Below are 16158 nucleotides of genomic sequence, written 5' to 3'. Positions count from 1 at the left end.
CAGGAGGGAATGAGAAATGGAAAATGCGATGAACGGAACGCAGAGACGCAGGAAGCTTCTGGATATGATGAGGCTGGCTTCCGCCCCTTTATCCGGCGGGGCCCTTGGCAGGGAAACAGGTGTCAGCCGCCAGGTGGTGGTCCAGGATATTGCTCTCCTGCGCACCATGGGGTATCCCATTCTCTCCACTGCCCGCGGGTATGTTCTCAATGTATCCAAGCATGCGTCACGTTTTTTTAAGGTCTGCCACACCAATGAGCAGACAGAGGATGAACTGGTCACCATCGTGGACCTGGGCGGGACCGTGGTGGATGTCATGGTCAATCACCGGGTATACGGAAAAATGTCAGCTCCTCTCAACATCAAGAACCGCCGCGACGTACAGCTGTTCATGAACAATATAAAAACCGGAAAATCCACCCCGCTCATGAATGTCACTTCCGGCTACCACTTCCACCATGTCTGCGCCGAGCAGGAGGAGATACTGGACGAGATAGAGGAGGCTCTGAGGAAAAAGCACTATCTGGCAGAGCTGCTGCCCTATGAGATGTCCGATGATGAGTAAACAGGAGCCTGATATGCAGAAAAAAACACATGCTGTAAACCCATTTTACTGCGGTCTTACCGTACACCGTTATACGGAATACTCTAAAAAGATTACAAAACACCTGCGGGCAGCGCTGATAACAGATCTGCACAGCACCATATACGGCAGCGCCCAGGAGCCGCTTCTGACGGCCGTACACAGCCACAGCCCCGACCTGATTCTCATGGCAGGCGATATTGCTGATCACAAAGTCCCCCACAAAGGGACTTTACTGCTTTTAGAGGGTTTAAAGGGACAGTACCCCTGTTACTATGTTACGGGAAATCATGAGCATTGGATTCACCAGATACCTGACATCAAGAAAATGTTCACCGGATATGGGGTCACTGTCCTTGGAGGCCGGACAATCCGAACAGCCATCAAAGGGCAGCCTCTGATCATAGGAGGAGTGGATGACCCTCATGCATTTACCGACTCCCACCACTCCGTTAAACTGGACTCCCGATGGAAGGAACAGTTCTGGCGCTGCTGTTCCCGCACCTCCCCTGACATCTACTCCATCCTGCTGTCACACCGGCCGGAGCTCACCAAATATTACAGGGACAGCGGGTTTGACCTGATTGTGGCCGGTCATGCCCATGGGGGGCAGTTCCGCATGCCCGGCTGCCCTGGCGGGCTTCTGGCGCCTCACCAGGGCTTCTTTCCCCGATATGCAGGGGGACAGTATGCCCTGGGTTCCACATCTCTGATTGTCAGCCGGGGGCTGTGTATCAACAGGCTGCCCCGCATTTATAATCCTCCGGAATTGGTCCTGGTGGACCTGAAGCCCATTTCATAGAACGCCCGCCCGCTCCAGTCCCATTCCTTTGGAACTGCATCCATGAACCTCTCCCCGCCATGCTGGAAAAAACCAGTGACGCCTGCATATGGTTCGCACTGGACCACATTCTCCATGAACACCTTGGAAGAACCTGCTTTAGTCAGCCTCACAAGATCAGGCGCCTCCTGAGAACTGCCGCAAAATGCAAAATATTCCTCTTCTTTGTCTCCCGACACAAACAAGGTTCCCGGACAATAGTCATCCCAATTGCATATCCCTCTGCCGCGCATTCCGAGAGACTGCTGAGCTTATTGTCTGTCAGAGCAAATCTGTACATACGGCTTTCGGCCGGCTGGAACACATCGTCCACCTTTGCCACCGTCATATACTGAGCTCCGATTCCCTCTGTCATATACCAGGAATATTCCTGACAGCGGCACAGGGCCTGTCCATCCGTATTTTCACCCAGCCTGGTAAAGCAGAAACTCTCACCTTTTTGTACAGGATAAAAGCCATAGATATTAGGAACAGCCAGTTTCTTTCCCTCCCCGGGCCTATAGGAATAGAGATTGATTTTTAAATTCTCCGAAAAGATATCCCCTGTATCCGGCTCCTGAATAAACAGGGTGCTGCCGCACATGTCAGTAACCGCATCGCCCTCCATGATAATCTCTGTTCTCCCATCTTCTTCCCTGACAGAAATCAGTTTTTCGTCAAAGGCATCCGCTGCCAGCTGTGCACATCTGGTTCTGCGTCTCTTGTCCTGGATGATACGGGTCCTTTTCCTCATGTTCTTATCTCCCCGGAACGGCAGATTTTATTAAGGTTTTTCTAATTTTTCTTACAGTTGCCTCAGGCATCTTTACATTTTCCAATGGGATGATTACTATACAGTTTAAAGGAGGAGAACCTATGATTCAAATGATGAAACGCGATTTCCAGCTGTCCCTGTTCTGCTGCTGCCTTGGAAAACTGACCATGGCCAGCTGGCTGTTGACAAATACCATGTTTCTTTTGGCCAGTCATGTGCCCTTTGTGACATTGGACTTTGTGAGACAGATTTCACTGGAAAGCTTCTTGGGCATCTGGCTCGGAATCTTTCTCTGCATGGCCATTCCCTATGTACTTCCCTGCGGCCGCTCCCGGATTCATTTTTCCCTGACTCCCAGCGTGCTCATGTACATTGCCACTCTGATGATAAAGGAAACATTTATACTATGATAAAAACCATAGAACAATGGCTGACCGGCAAAAGGCTGCTGATAATCCTCACCATGGCAGCGGCTGTCTGGTTCTCGTTCACCGCCGTCATGACCGTGCTGCGGTACCGGCTGAATTACGCGTCTGCTTATGATTTCGGAATCTTTTCACAGATGTATTACTACATGGATAAAGGCCTGTCTCCTCTTACCACATGTGAGCGCGACGGGCTTTTATCCCATTTTGCGGTCCATCTCTCACCTGTCTTTTATGTACTGCTGCCCTTTTACAAATTAGTCCCCCGTCCTGAGACCCTGCTGGTGCTCCAGTCCCTTGTTGTCATAAGCGGAATGGTTCCCTTGTGTCTTTTGGCCAGGACATTTTGCTTCACCCGCCTGCAAACCCTGTGTTTCGGTCTGATGTACTGTTTTTACCCGGCGTTTATGGGCGGATGTTTTTACGATTTCCACGAAAATAAATTCCTGGCCGTCATCATTCTCTGGTGCATGTACTTTTTGGAAACAGGCCATTTTAAATCCATGCTGGCCTCTGCCGCACTTCTCCTTATGGTGAAGGAGGATGCTCCTGTCTATGCGGCCTGTATCGGACTTTACCTGTTCCTTTGGAAAAAACAGTACCGTTGGGGAGCCATTGTCTTTCTTGCGTCATGCGCATATTTCTGCATGGCTGTCTGGTATATCAACCGGTTTGGGGACGGGGCCATGATTAACCGGTTTGACAATTTCATATCGGACAAACGTCTGGGCTTGGCCAGCATGTTTAAAACCATACTGGTCAATCCTGCCTATGTGCTGTCCCAGATTGCGGTGAAGGATAAAATCATGTTCTTCCTTGAAATGCTCCTTCCGCTGGGTTTCCTTCCGCTCATGACAAAAGACTGGCAGAAATGGACACTGCTCATCCCCTTTGTACTCATCAACCTGATGTCCAATTATATATACCAGCACTCCATATACTTTCAGTATACCTACGGTTCAGGAGCCCTGCTCATTTATCTGGCGTTGGTGAATTTCCGGGATATAAAAAATGCACCCGGCCGCAGGCGCAAAGGAGGTGACGGGTATGACGGACGGCTTCCGGCCACTGTCTGTGCCTGGGGCCTGCTGTGCGGCCTCGTCCTCATGGGAGGCGTGATGTACAGTAAGTCAAAATATGCCGTCCTGTATCACCGCCATCATGAGGAAGCTGCCCAGGCCAGGACTCTTCTGGACCAGATTCCTCCGGATGCCTCTGTAAAATCCTCCACCTTCTTCCTCCCCCAGCTTTCCATGCGGGATGAAGTCTATCTTCTCACAAGCAGCCATCCGGCTGACTATATGGTGGTGGACTTAAGAAAGGGTTATGAAAAGGACCTGGAACAGATTCTGGCAGACTGCCGGGAACAGGGATATGAGCCCGCAGGAACCGTGGACGGCTATGTGGCCCTGTTAAAGCAGGATGTGGAATGATGGTTCAATTTTCACAGGTTCCTTTTTACGGGCAGCGGGTGTGAGGGAGGGCGGTCCCATCCGGCCTGCCCACGGTCCCCCATGCCTTTAAAATACTGCCGCTTTCTCTTCTCATACTTTTTTATATAGTAGTCTTTGCCTATAGTCGGGCATTCATATATCAATGATTCTGCCGGTGTATCCGGTCTGCTGCCGCAAAAACAGCAGTCCGGGTCACCGCATTTTTCATCAATCCATTGGTTGCATTGGGGACAGCAGACAGCATCGTATCTGAAAATAAGGACAAGCGGCTGATTGCAGCATTCACAATGTCCGCCTGCATAGACACCGGCCCGCAGCCATCTCCTCAAATATCCCTGTCGGCGGCGCTTCGGGTTCTTCATAATGCATCACCTTCATGTTTTGGACCTTTTACAGTCATCCGTCTTTACTCATCGGTTACAGGTATTCCATTTCAGATATTCCGTTTCAGGTATTCCGGCTTTACACGTTTTGTCAGCCATACCCCGTTTTGTGATATGTAAAAATGTTCACCATCCCGGCTCATGCGGCCGGAGTCCACCTCAAATACCACCGGATTTCCATGCCTTCTTCCCACCGTTAATGCTGTCTTGGCATCCCCGGACAAGTGTACATAAAGACGGCTCATAGGCTTTAAGCCCTGTTCCAGAATGGCCTGCTCAAAACGGCTGGCAGTCCCATGATAAAGGACCTGAGGCGGTGCTGTCTCTGTCAGCTCCACATCCACTGGTATACTGTGCCCCTGGTTGGCGCGTATCAGAGTCCGGTCTTCATTGAAACTGTACCGGCCCTTTTCATCCGTCCTGACGATATCCTCCAGCAGCTCCATATCCATCGGTCTGCCTGTGCCGCTGATGCCCTGAATCAAATCCTCCACATCTGCCCATCCGTGTTCGTCCAATGTGATACCGGCTGCTTCCGGCTGATGCCGCAGCACAAGACTCAGGAATACGCTCAGCCTTTCTTCGCTGCTTCCTGCTTTTTTATTTCCCATATTCTCTCCTGTTTTTCAAATGATTATAAACCGGCAATCCCCTCTGTCTTCTATTTCCACCAGATAACGTACCCTGTACATCTATGCTTTCCTCATTCCCTGTTCCTCATTCGGTACACCTTACACTGAAAAAAATGTCCTGGTGGTTTCCAAGGCAATCTTCTTCACAGTCTCCACATCCACTCCCTTGATTTCAGCAATCCGTTCCGCCACATACACGATATTGGAGGGTACATTTCTCCTTGACAGGCCCCGGATATTCAGAGGCGTAAGATAGGGCGCGTCTGTCTCTATCATCAGCCGTTCCAAAGGAATCACCCTGACTGCCTCCACCACATCCCTGTTCCTCCGATCATCGCATATCCATCCTGTGATTCCGATATAACAGCCAAGCTGCAGGTACCTGTAAGCGGTCTCCCTGGTGCCGGTAAAGCAATGAACCACGGATCTCCTGCACAATTCACGGCGGTTCTTCAACAGCCTGATAAAATCCTGCTCCGCTGCCCGCTCATGCAGAAACAGCGGGAGGTCCAGGTCACCGGCCATCTCCAGGATATCAGAAAAACATTTCTTTTGGTTTTCCCTGGCCGAAAACATCCTGTCATAATCAAGTCCGGCTTCTCCCAGCGCCACGATGCTCTGGCGGTTACGGCGAATCAGGGCTTCCAGCTTGCTGCGGTAATCATCATTCCATCTGTCGGCATTGTGGGGATGGATACCGCAGGTACACCAGGTTTTCTCAGGCATCTTCTCCCCTATATAGTCAACCGCTGCCTGGTTTGATTTCAGATCAGTACCTGTTATGATTAGCCCCACTCCCTCCTTAAGGGAATCACGGACCACCTCCTCCCGATCCTTGTCAAACTGTTTTCCCATCAGGTTCACACCTATGTCTATATAACGTAAATCCATATTACCATACCCCTATCCGGCGCGTTCTGGCGCCCTGTCTATTGCTTTTAAAAATCTTTATCCCCATAGCTAAAAACCGTAATTTGTGTGTAAATCCCTTCACATCCGCGAAGCGTTGGTTTCCCGTTCGCTCTTTAAATGATATTGTACCATTTTTCTCCATTATACCAAATCCATTTACAGAATTCCATTGAATCGTACCGATAATTCCCACATCACTTTATACGGCAGGCCGCCGCAGCTCCTGTATGGCCCATGATTCCCCTTCCGAGTTTCTGCGCCAGATACAGAATCAGCACAATGCATGCCCCGCCTGCCAGACAGAGAAGCCTGTTTTCAATGGCCGTGGATGTATCTAAGAGCACCAGAGACGCGTTGATGGCGCTCACTGCATTGACAATCTGCTTATATTTATATTCTGAGGTAAAAAAACTGATATATCCCAAAAACAATACCATGCCAAAAGCCCAGCTCTCAGGCACCAGCATGCGGAATACCACCACAAAGAACAGAATGCCCAGGACATTTCCGAGAAAGCGGTGGCGTATGCGCTCCAATGTTTCATGGTAATGCAGCTGAGTCAGGGACATTACCACAATACTAATCCACAGGGGCTTTCTCAGGTGAAGGACCATACCTATAAACATAGCTGCCGCTATCCCCATAGACATCCGCAATATATAGCCTTTCCGTACCGTGCACAGCCTTATCTGTTCCTTTAAACCGCGTCCTTCCTTCCCGTGTCCCTGCCAATACCACTTGATAACCGTAGTAACCGCCACCGCTGCAGCACCTGCTGCTGCGCCTGCCAGACGCATAGGAAATGCCGCTGGCGGTACAGGTGTGGACTGTGCGAACACGAAGCACAGCAGGAAACTGATAGCTGGTTTGTACATGGTGGGTTCACAGGTCAGGGCCATAATAAGAAGGACAAAAAGAAAATCAATCACAAGGGCTGCTGCCGGCAGCATCAGGGCTGTCTGCCCGGCAATAACACAGCCGCAGTACAATCCTATGATAATCCCCGCCATGGTCACGGGCCTCACCCCGATATATCCATCCGGGAACATGGTCATGCCCACACTGATAGCCACCCCCGGAAGCACATTCTGTACACCAAATATGGATTGAAATATAAATACAAAGGCCAGGTTAAATGCAAAATGGAGCGCATTTTCCACGGCCTGTTCCCATAAAGTTCTCTTTTTCTTTTCATTTTCCGCCATTCTTATCCTTCTTCCCCTTGATTCTGTTTTAAAAATGTTGTAATCTAAAAGCAGTCATTAAGTACACTTTAATAGATAGTCCACTTTGGTTTACTAATTATTATAAACATATCCAGTCTGTTTGTCAATGACCGGATAAGGCGGCCCTATCCGGTTGCGCAGGATGGCTTTATCCCGCCGGCTTTATCCCGGCCTTCAGCAGAATGGCTGCAGATGGATCAAGGAGGTCAGAAAATGAATAACAAAAACTTCACCGAGGAACTGCTCCGTCTGCTCCCCTATTGGCATTACAGGATTGATAAACCCTTCAAGGCATTTATGAAGGATAAGATGAGTCTGGAAACCTATTACTGTCTGCAGGTACTGCTCCGCAAAGGTCCCATGACCATGACAGAGCTCACCCGGCACTTAAATGTCAGCAAACAACAGGCAACCAAGCTCATAGAAATCCTGTGCAGCCACGACTTTGTCAGAAGGCTTCCAACAGAACACGACCGGCGCTGCATCGTCATAGAAGTGACTGAACGCGCCAAGGATTATATGATAAATACGATTTATAAAGACACCTCTTTTGCAGATAAACTGAAACAGGAACTGGGGTCTGAAGATATGGAGCGGCTGGAGCAGGCTGTGCTGACACTGTCAGACGTGCTCTCCAGGCTGGACTGACACGCTCAGCTGTACTCCCAGGCTGCCGGAAACCACCAGCTCCAGACACACACTACAGACCTTTCACATACTCAATGAATGCGTCCAGCGGCAGAGGCCTGCTGTAATAGTATCCCTGGTAAATGCTGCATCCCAGCTTCTCCAGCATCTGAATCTGCTCCGGCGTCTCCACGCACTCAGCCACTGTGCTGACTCCCAGAATCCGGGACATGTTCATAATGTTGCCCACCAGTTCACATGTCTGGGTATGTTCCGGCAGGCGCCGGATAAGGGATCCGTCAATCTTAACCTCGTCATAATGGGCAGAATTCAGATAGTTAAGGGAACCATGGCCCATTCCAAAGTCATCCATGCTGATACGCACCCGGGACTCTCTCAGTTTCTCCAACTGGCGTTCCAGATTGGGGCCGGGATTCAGCGCCACCTGCTCTGTCAGTTCAATGGTCAAATTACTGCCCTCCACACCGGTATCCTTCAAAATTCTCAAAACATGATCTGCAAAGGACGGATCCTCCAGCTCCAGAGGCAGGATATTTACGGAAAAGGATACCGGGCAGCCTGCCTGAGTGTGCGCCCCCGCCATGTCACGGCAGGCCTTCTCTACAATATACATGCCCAGAGATCCGATGAAATCCCCCTGGACAGCCAGCGCAATGATAAGGGGCGGATACACAAAGCCCTGGCCCATGTAGTTCCAACGCAGCAGTGCCTCGCATCCATAGAGGGTTCCGTCACGTTTCACCTGGGGCTGGTAGTATAACTCCAGCGCTCCCTTGGACAGGGCATATTCCAGGTCTGACGCCAGCAGCTTGGCTGTCTGCTGGTTTTCGTAGGTATTCCAGCGGAAATCCCTGACCCAAACCGAGCGTTCATCCTCATTCATGGATGCCTCCAGTCTCTTGATTTTTCCCAGAAATTCACGGTCCTGGACCCGTTCGCTCTGTTTAATAAAGGGAATATAAATCATGGTACCCACAATCAGGTTAAAGGCTTGTAGCAGGCTTCCGCTTACACTTCCTGTTGCCAGATAGCCGCTGGCAAGCACCGGCACAGTCCATTCCACACTCCGGGAAGCCACGGGCACCAGGCCAAACCACATGGCAAAACTGCTGATGACCGACAGAACCATAGGAGTCAGTATAAAAGGCAGAATCATATCTGCACTGAATATGATGGGAAATCCAAACAATACCAACTCATTGATATTGAATACAACCGCAGGAAGGGAAAGTTTGGCCAGTCTGCGGTTATTATTCTTCCTGGCAGCAAGAAACAGGGCCAGAACCATGCACAGGGCACATCCGCTGCCTCCGATGAACACAAAGGTATCCAGAAACGTTTTGCTGAACATATGGGTGGGCTCCAGCCCCTGGGCTGCCATAGCCTGGTTGGCCGTCACCTCTGACTCAAACAGCCTGCGGGATACAGCCTCCAGCGTATTGGTCCCGTGTATTCCAAAAAACCACAGCACATGGGACAACAGGATATATAAAAGTATGGAAAACAGGCCGTTTCCCATCTGGCCGAACAGCTTGAGAAACAGATAAGAACCGAAATTCATGATATTCACATCGTCAAAAGCCAGACTCAGAACCAGGCCGGAAAGCCCGCACAGCCCAATCGTGACAACAGCAGGAATCATGCTCTGCATAGAGGCGTTGAAATTATAGGCCACTCCCATGGTATACAGATGACGGTATCCCTCCACCCAATGGTAAATTCCGGTCAGGAGGAAGCAGCTGATGAGGGTAATGCATATGGCCGTAAAGCTCCACTCCGGCCCCCATATGGACAGCCCGCCTGATGGATAGGTAAATGCAATGAATGAGCACAGGGCCACTGCCGGGAAAAATATATGGGTATTCTTATACACAGTCTGCTCTTCCCCGTAGGAGTAGGATATCATTAATGCAAAGATAAAGGAAAGGGAGCCGAAGGTGGCCTGGTACACAGCCATGAGCAGCAGCTTCACACTGCCCCCTGCAAACCCAGGCAAAAGCTCCTGCCAGGCCTTCAGCGGAAACTGCATAATGACCATGGAAAAGGAGCCGAGAATCAAAAATGGAATGGTCAGCAAAAGCCCCTGACGCACTGAAAATATATAAATATTCTTATTGAGAAATTGACGGATTCTCTCCATGTCTCCCCTCCCCTGAGGTCTTATTGTTCTAAAAATGCAGCTACGTAATCATTATACAGGCTTTGGAAAGATTTGTTAAGGATAAGTTAAATATTAATTTATTTATAGTACTTGACAATACATAGTAGTATGTATAATATAGTAATCACAAGGAGGGTTACTGACCATGAATCCACAATTTAAAAAAGGAGTCCTTGAGCTGGTGGTCCTTGAATCAGTACGAAAAAGGGATATGTATGGCTATGAACTGGTAGAGGAAGTATCCAAGGTCATTGATGTCAATGAAGGGACCATCTACCCTCTCTTAAAGAGACTGACCAATGAACATTATTTTGAAACATACTTGCGGGAATCCACGGAAGGGCCTCCCAGAAAATATTACCATCTGACTGCCGCCGGCATCCTGTACCGGGATGTTCTGGAGCGGGAATGGGACGAGTTCCAGCAGAAAGTATGTACATTTTTAAAGGAGCATGGAGATGAATAAAACAGAGTTTTTAGATGAACTTAAGAACGGCCTGGCTGTGCTGGAAGAAAAGGAACAGCAGGATATTCTGGAGGAATACACCCAGCATATTGACATGAAGATGGAAAGGGGCCTCAGCGAGGAGGAAGCCATCGGGGATTTCGGTGATCTCGGCCAGCTGGCGGCAGAGATTCTGGAGGCATACCACGTAAACCCGGATTATAGCGGAAACCGGACCCTATCCCCCGTTTTGAGAGTCAGAGACTTAATCCGCAGGGCCCGATCCGGCTTTCTGGGTATTGCCCGGGCAGCCGGACGGTTCTTACATAGAATAGCAGCGGCAGCCGTGCAGAATACCGGTGTCCTGATAGGGAAAACACGGACCTTCTTTTCACGGATTCCGGCCCGCCGGCCCCGCTTCCTCCGTCATCTCAGGACAAAGATGGAGGTTGTAAATATAAACGGAGCAGACTTCACACCATCATCCGAACACTCCCAGACAGGCGTTCCCAGGATACCGCCTGTTCCAAGGACAGACCATGTCCATGACCAAAGCACTGTCCAAAATACGGTGCGAAACGCATTTAAACGCGCCGGATCATCCATATGCCGCGTGATAAAGGGTATGTTATGCGGTCTGGGAGTTCTTTTCTCCTCCTGCCTTTCCCTGGCCCTGTGGTGCATGTACTTCTGCTTGCGCTGGACCTGGAACATTCTGCTTTTTATCCTGACATTGTTTAATGGATGTCTTACCCTGTTTTCATTATATCTTCTGGCAGTATTTCTGGTATGGACGGTTCAGGGATATCCCTTTGCAGGCCCTGCCCTGCTAAGCCTGGGTGTTGTTCTCTGCGCAGGCTCATTTTCCATCCTGTGCATAAGCCTGTTAAGGCTCCGCCGCAATACCGGGAACACCGCCCTTTCCACGGACATGGACCAGAACGCTTCAGAGGAGGTGCAGCATGCGTAAACTGCAGTCATATATGATAGCCCTGTTCTGCACAGGCGTTTTCGCCGCAGGCCTGGGCACCGGAATAACATTTTCCGAGTTTTCATCCTTTACCTATATGGGCGATGCAGATGCAGGCCCTGTTGACATGAAAACAGAGATATTGGATTATGATATGGGCCAGTCCCATCACTCTGAGGAGACATCTGAACTGGAATCCCCGGAGGATACCTGTCTGGATATTATCCGGACAGACCGCCTGCCTGAATCAGAAGAGGATATTGTGGCCGATAACTCCGTTCCCCGCGGCATAATCCGCTTTCAGGTCACCTATAACGCTGCCGCTGTCCGCCCCTATGTGGAATACTCAGAGGGCAGCTATGTGGGTATAGACAGTTATGATATATCCGATGACTTTGAACGTTTTATGAGAAACAAAGACCTGTTTTTAAAGGATTTAAAGGCACGGCAGCTTCATTCCTATAAGTCCTCCGGCATCACACAGATTAAGGTGCTGGTGCATCCGGAAGACAGAGATATGCTGCGTCTTCCGTAATTGTTTCAATCCGCGACCGGCACTGCCGTTAAGTTTGTTTCCTGCAATTCATCCCTCCCCCTTTACAGGCGGGAGGGATGTTTCTTTTGTTAAATCAGGAAAGAACAAACCAACGCTATGCTTCTGCAAACGACCTGGCAATCTCTATAAGAAGCTCTGTTATCTTTTCCATGGACTGTACCGGAATAAATTCATATTTTCCATGGAAATTATGGCCTCCTGTGCACAGGTTCGGACAGGGCAGCCCCATATATGACAGTCTGGCTCCATCCGTGCCTCCCCGGATCGGAACCACGATTGGCTGGATACCCAGCTTCTCCATGGATGCCTTGGCCTTATCAATCAGGTCCATATGAGGCTCAATTTTCTCTTTCATGTTATAATAGGAATCCTTCACCGCTGCCTCCACGGTTCCGGAACCATATTTCTGGTTCAGAAATCCCGCTGCCTGGGAAAACAATTCCTTCCTGCGCTCAAACTTCGCCCTGTCATGGTCCCTGATGATGTAATCCATCCTGGCTTCCTCCACACAGCCTGTCATCCTGTCCAGATGATAAAAACCCTCATACCCTTCTGTATACATAGGGTTCTCATTTGCCGGAAGCAGTGACTGGAACTCCATTGCCATGAGCAGGGCGTTTCTCATACGTCCCTTGGCCGTGCCCGGATGGATATTGGCCCCATGGACCGTCACCCTGCCGGAAGCGGCATTGAAGTTTTCGTATTCCAGCTCTCCCAGCGCTCCGCCATCCACAGTGTAGGCCACATCAGCCCCGAAGCCATCCACATCAAAGCCGTCTGCTCCCCGGCCCACCTCCTCGTCCGGTGTGAAGCCGATACAGATTGTTCCGTGTTTTACTTCCGGATGTCCAAGAAAATAGGCGGCCATGGTCATGATTTCAGCGATACCGGCCTTATCGTCTGCTCCCAGCAGCGTGGTCCCATCCGTAGTAATCAACGTCTTGCCCTCATATGCCTTCAAATCCGGAAAATCCGCTGTCCTCATCCATAGGTCCTGTTCCCTGTTCAGACAGATGTCCTGTCCGTCATAGTCCCGGATGAACTGCGGCTTTACATCCTTGCCCGAGAAGGAGGGAGCTGTATCCATATGGGCGATAAAACCCAGGGAGGGACATGTTTTTCCCTCCTCCAGATTGGCGGGAATACATGCGTACACATATCCCTGCTCACTTATCCTCACCTGGGATGCCCCCAGCTCCTTAAGCTCCCCGGCCAGCTTATGCGCCAGTTCAAACTGCTTCTTGGTGCTGGGAATGGACTCCCTGTCATCCTCTGACTGGGTGTCGTATAAAACGTAATCCAGCAGTCTCGCTGTAACCTCCGATATTTCTGCCACCTCTCCATTACCTCCTGCGATTTTCATTATTATATTACCGGCATTATATTACCAAGGCGTGTCTGTACTTCCCCTGTTTCCCGCCGCTAACGGTTTGCCAGTTCCTCCGTGATTTCCTCCCATGTAATGCCGCGGTCCGCCATGAGTACCATCATATGGTAGAGAAAATCCGAAATCTCGTATTTGATTTCTTCCGGGTTAGGGTTCTTGGCCGCTATAACAATTTCCGTAGCCTCCTCTCCCAGCTTCTTAAGTATCTTGTCAATTCCCTTGTCAAACAGATAATTGGTGTATGAGCCTTCCTTCGGATGCTCCTTACGGTCCAGTATGACCCCAAATACCTCCTCAAATACCTTCAGGGGATTGGTTTCCTTATATTCCTTCTCCGCCAGCGTGGTAAAGAAACAGGATCGGTTTCCGGTATGGCAGGCAGCTCCCACCTGCTTTACTGACGCCAGAATGGTGTCGTTGTCACAGTCAATCTTCAGGGATTTTACATACTGGAAGTGGCCGCTGGTCTCACCCTTCAGCCACAGCTTCTGCCTGCTCCTGCTAAAATAGGTCATCCTTCCTGACGCCAGTGTGGCCTGAAATGATTCCTCATTCATATAGGCCATCATCAGAACCTCCAGGGTCTTATAATCCTGGACAATGACAGGGATAAGGCCGTCACTTCCCAGTTTGAAATTCTTCCATTCCAGCGAACTCTCAAAGGTGTCCGTGACAATACCCGCACCTTTTAAAATCTGCTTCAGCTCCATCACCTTGTCCAGGTTATCCTCCGCCAAAGTCAGGACAGCGCCCTCCACCTGGGGACACCCCAGACTCAGCTTCAGATCCCCGGCCATCTCCTGGACATTTTCATGACCGCCGCAGAAAATAAGGCTTCTGCAGGATATCTCCCCGATTTCACCCAGCTCAGCCAGGGATAAAACCGGACCGGATGCCCTGCATATCATCACGGACGCGCCCAGCTGAATGTATTCCTCCACCCGGTTCAGATAGGACAGGTCCGGCATATAGGCATAAATCTTTTCACTGCCAAACCGGTCTGCTGCCTCCTTCATCATATCTACGTTGTCTTCATAGCTCACATCCAGGAATACGGCGCTGGCTCCTGCGTAGAGGTACTTTTTCACATCCTCCAGGCGCCTGATTCGTCCTCCCGCCAGTATGGGTTCATCCACGGTGCGGGCGGTTTCCTTGATGGCGCCTATGACAGCCTCATGGTCCTCATCTGAAAAAGAACGGTCGCAGATAAATATTTCATCTGCCCCGTTGTCACAGGCTGTCCTGGCAAGCTCCTTAAGCCCGCCCTCATACTCAAGCTTTCCGTTCCAGGAAAAAGTCTTTCCATTCCTGTAACCAAATCCCATAATCAGCTTCTTGCAATCAGTCATTTGAATCTCTCCATTTTCTCTGGTACTTAAGCCTCATAAAGCCTTACAGCCTCAGCAAGATCAATCCGGTTCTCATAGAGGGCCTTTCCGATGATGGCTCCCCTGATACCAGCCTCATGCAGGCATTTTAAATCCTCCATACAGGATACCCCGCCGGAGGCTATGATGTCAAGTCCTGTCTCCTCTGTAAGCTTCCTTGTAGCCTCCACATTAGGGCCGGACAGCATGCCGTCCCTGGATATGTCGGTATAGACAATGTGCCTGACACCGTATTCCTTCATGGTAAGACACAGGTCCGAGGCGGTAAGGGAGCTGACTTTCTCCCATCCTTCCACTGCCACCATGCCGTCCTTCGCGTCCACGCCTGCCACAATGGCCTCCTCGCCAAATGTTCTGACCATATCCCTGAGAAATTCCGGGTGTTCCGCTGCCTTGGTTCCGATAATAACACGCCTGACCCCCAGGTCCAGCATACGCTCCACTGCTTCTTTGGAACGGATGCCGCCGCCAATCTCAATGGGTATGGAAACCGTGTCCGCAATCCTTCGTATGACCTCTTCATTGACAGAATAACCTGCCAGGGCGCCGTCCAGGTCCACCAGATGCAGGAAGGATGCCCCCTTCTCCTGCCAGTGGGCAGCCACCTTTTCAGGGGCGTCCGAGTATATGGTGATGTCCTTAAATGCCCCCTGTCTTAACCGGACACACTGTCCGTTCTTCATATCAATAGCCGGATATAACTGCATATGAATCTCCTTTTATTCTATTATTTTCTCCATGTCTTCGGACGCAGGCTCCGGGGGACAGGGCAGGCATATCTTCCATCCTAAAGACTCCCCTTGGTGGAAAGCACGCCTGAGAGACGGGGTTCCGCGGCCACTGCGCCGTCCAGGGCCTTGGCGAATGCCTTAAAGGCAGCCTCAATGATATGGTGGTTGTTTGTCCCTGAAAGCTGCTTCAAATGAAGGTTCATCTCCGCCCCATAGGAAACCGCGTAAAAAAATTCCCGCACCATCTCAGTCTCCAAATCCCCCACCTTTTCCCGGTCCAAAACCAGGTCCCAGACCAGGTAGGGCCTTCCGCAAAGGTCCAGGGCACAGAGCACCAGGGATTCATCCATGGGCAGGATTTGGGAGCCGTAGCGCACAATCCCCTTTTTATCCCCTACCGCCTTCCGGATAGCCTGTCCCAGCACGATTCCCGTATCCTCTATGGTGTGGTGGGTATCCACCTCCAAATCCCCCTTTACCGCAAGGTCCAGGTCAAAAAAGCCGTGGCGCGCAAAGCTGTTTAACATGTGGTCAAAGAATCCGATGCCTGTGTTGATATTCCCCCTGCCGGAGCCATCCAGGTTAAGGCTCATGGATATCTGTGTTTCATTGGTGTCCCGGGTGATGGATGCAATCCGTTCCATAACTGTCATACCTCCCTG

Annotated in this window: 19 protein-coding genes; 8 read left to right on the top strand and 11 right to left on the bottom strand. The window is 50.4% G+C overall.

The annotated features are described in order from the left end of the window. Positions 1–16: 16 nt before the first annotated feature. On the top strand, positions 17–565 hold the full coding sequence (locus tag CGC65_RS14420) for a transcription repressor NadR (protein ID WP_002567590.1): 549 nt from the start codon (positions 17–19) through the stop codon (positions 563–565). 13 nt (positions 566–578) lie between these two features. Beyond that, complete coding sequence (locus tag CGC65_RS14415) at positions 579–1385, top strand: metallophosphoesterase (RefSeq protein ID WP_002567589.1); 807 nt, start codon at positions 579–581, stop codon at positions 1383–1385. Here CGC65_RS14415 and CGC65_RS14410 read toward each other — a convergent pair. Then, the gene (locus tag CGC65_RS14410) at positions 1337–1537 is read right to left on the bottom strand and encodes a hypothetical protein (RefSeq protein ID WP_038281727.1); all 201 of its coding nucleotides are present in this window, start codon (positions 1535–1537) and stop codon (positions 1337–1339) included. The two genes, CGC65_RS14415 and CGC65_RS14410, sit on opposite strands and share 49 nt — an antisense overlap. Continuing rightward, positions 1534–2157, bottom strand: a complete 624-nt coding sequence (locus CGC65_RS14405) for a hypothetical protein (RefSeq protein WP_002567588.1) — start codon at positions 2155–2157, stop codon at positions 1534–1536. Before CGC65_RS14405 ends, CGC65_RS14410 begins: the two co-directional genes overlap by 4 nt. Positions 2158–2279: 122 nt before the next feature. Here CGC65_RS14405 and CGC65_RS14400 point away from each other — a divergent pair, with 122 nt between their 5' ends. Both CGC65_RS14400 and CGC65_RS14395 read left to right on the top strand, forming a co-directional pair. Beyond that, a complete protein-coding gene (locus tag CGC65_RS14400) occupies positions 2280–2588 on the top strand; it encodes a hypothetical protein (RefSeq protein ID WP_002567587.1) in 309 nt (102 codons plus the stop codon). Further along, positions 2585–4036, top strand: coding sequence for a DUF2079 domain-containing protein (locus CGC65_RS14395; RefSeq protein WP_002567586.1), 1452 nt, complete (start codon positions 2585–2587; stop codon positions 4034–4036). Before CGC65_RS14400 ends, CGC65_RS14395 begins: the two co-directional genes overlap by 4 nt. 11 nt (positions 4037–4047) lie before the next feature. On the opposite strand, the gene CGC65_RS14390 is transcribed toward CGC65_RS14395, so the two are convergent. From CGC65_RS14390 to CGC65_RS14370, 4 genes are all read right to left on the bottom strand, one after another. Beyond that, positions 4048–4419, bottom strand: a complete 372-nt coding sequence (locus tag CGC65_RS14390) for a hypothetical protein (RefSeq protein WP_007037279.1) — start codon at positions 4417–4419, stop codon at positions 4048–4050. A 71-nt stretch (positions 4420–4490) separates the two neighbouring features. Beyond that, on the bottom strand, positions 4491–5051 hold the full coding sequence (locus CGC65_RS14385) for an RNA 2'-phosphotransferase (protein ID WP_002567585.1): 561 nt from the start codon (positions 5049–5051) through the stop codon (positions 4491–4493). A 120-nt stretch (positions 5052–5171) separates the two neighbouring features. Further along, positions 5172–5963, bottom strand: coding sequence for a TatD family hydrolase (locus CGC65_RS14380; RefSeq protein WP_002567584.1), 792 nt, complete (start codon positions 5961–5963; stop codon positions 5172–5174). Positions 5964–6178: 215 nt separating this feature from the next. Continuing rightward, on the bottom strand, positions 6179–7189 hold the full coding sequence (locus tag CGC65_RS14370; RefSeq protein WP_002567583.1) for an FUSC family protein: 1011 nt from the start codon (positions 7187–7189) through the stop codon (positions 6179–6181). 234 nt (positions 7190–7423) lie between these two features. Here CGC65_RS14370 and CGC65_RS14365 point away from each other — a divergent pair, with 234 nt between their 5' ends. Continuing rightward, positions 7424–7858 (top strand): MarR family winged helix-turn-helix transcriptional regulator, encoded by a 435-nt coding sequence (locus CGC65_RS14365; protein WP_002567582.1) that lies wholly within the window; start codon positions 7424–7426, stop codon positions 7856–7858. A 52-nt stretch (positions 7859–7910) separates the two neighbouring features. Here the strand turns inward: CGC65_RS14365 and CGC65_RS14360 are convergent, their stop codons facing one another. Beyond that, positions 7911–9998, bottom strand: a complete 2088-nt coding sequence (locus CGC65_RS14360; protein WP_002567581.1) for an EAL domain-containing protein — start codon at positions 9996–9998, stop codon at positions 7911–7913. 166 nt (positions 9999–10164) lie between these two features. Here CGC65_RS14360 and CGC65_RS14355 point away from each other — a divergent pair, with 166 nt between their 5' ends. Genes CGC65_RS14355 through CGC65_RS14345 form a run of 3 tightly spaced genes read left to right on the top strand, consistent with a single transcriptional unit; the run spans position 10165 to position 11969 of the window. Next, positions 10165–10485, top strand: coding sequence for a PadR family transcriptional regulator (locus CGC65_RS14355; protein ID WP_002567580.1), 321 nt, complete (start codon positions 10165–10167; stop codon positions 10483–10485). After that, complete coding sequence (locus CGC65_RS14350) at positions 10478–11434, top strand: DUF1700 domain-containing protein (protein WP_002567579.1); 957 nt, start codon at positions 10478–10480, stop codon at positions 11432–11434. Before CGC65_RS14355 ends, CGC65_RS14350 begins: the two co-directional genes overlap by 8 nt. Beyond that, a complete protein-coding gene (locus CGC65_RS14345; RefSeq protein ID WP_002567578.1) occupies positions 11427–11969 on the top strand; it encodes a hypothetical protein in 543 nt (180 codons plus the stop codon). The genes CGC65_RS14350 and CGC65_RS14345 overlap by 8 nt, the downstream gene beginning before the upstream one ends. A 115-nt stretch (positions 11970–12084) precedes the next feature. Here CGC65_RS14345 and pepT read toward each other — a convergent pair whose 3' ends face one another. The 4 genes from pepT to hisB all read right to left on the bottom strand — a co-directional run bounded on the left by pepT (position 12085) and on the right by hisB (position 16140). Continuing rightward, complete coding sequence (gene pepT / locus CGC65_RS14340; protein WP_002567577.1) at positions 12085–13326, bottom strand: peptidase T; 1242 nt, start codon at positions 13324–13326, stop codon at positions 12085–12087. 86 nt (positions 13327–13412) lie between these two features. Further along, positions 13413–14726 (bottom strand): bifunctional phosphoribosyl-AMP cyclohydrolase/phosphoribosyl-ATP diphosphatase HisIE, encoded by a 1314-nt coding sequence (gene hisIE, locus CGC65_RS14335; protein WP_002567576.1) that lies wholly within the window; start codon positions 14724–14726, stop codon positions 13413–13415. Between the two features lie 26 nt (positions 14727–14752). After that, entirely contained in the window at positions 14753–15472 is a 720-nt protein-coding gene (hisA, locus tag CGC65_RS14330; protein ID WP_002567575.1) for a 1-(5-phosphoribosyl)-5-[(5-phosphoribosylamino)methylideneamino]imidazole-4-carboxamide isomerase, read from the bottom strand. A gap of 80 nt (positions 15473–15552) precedes the next feature. After that, on the bottom strand, positions 15553–16140 hold the full coding sequence (hisB, locus tag CGC65_RS14325) for an imidazoleglycerol-phosphate dehydratase HisB (RefSeq protein ID WP_002567574.1): 588 nt from the start codon (positions 16138–16140) through the stop codon (positions 15553–15555). Positions 16141–16158: the final 18 nt, after the last annotated feature.

This window comes from Enterocloster bolteae (assembly GCF_002234575.2).
GTDB classification, from domain to species: domain Bacteria; phylum Bacillota; class Clostridia; order Lachnospirales; family Lachnospiraceae; genus Enterocloster; species Enterocloster bolteae.
Note: the sequence above shows the minus strand (reverse complement) of the source record. Positions and strands in the feature narration are given on the sequence as shown.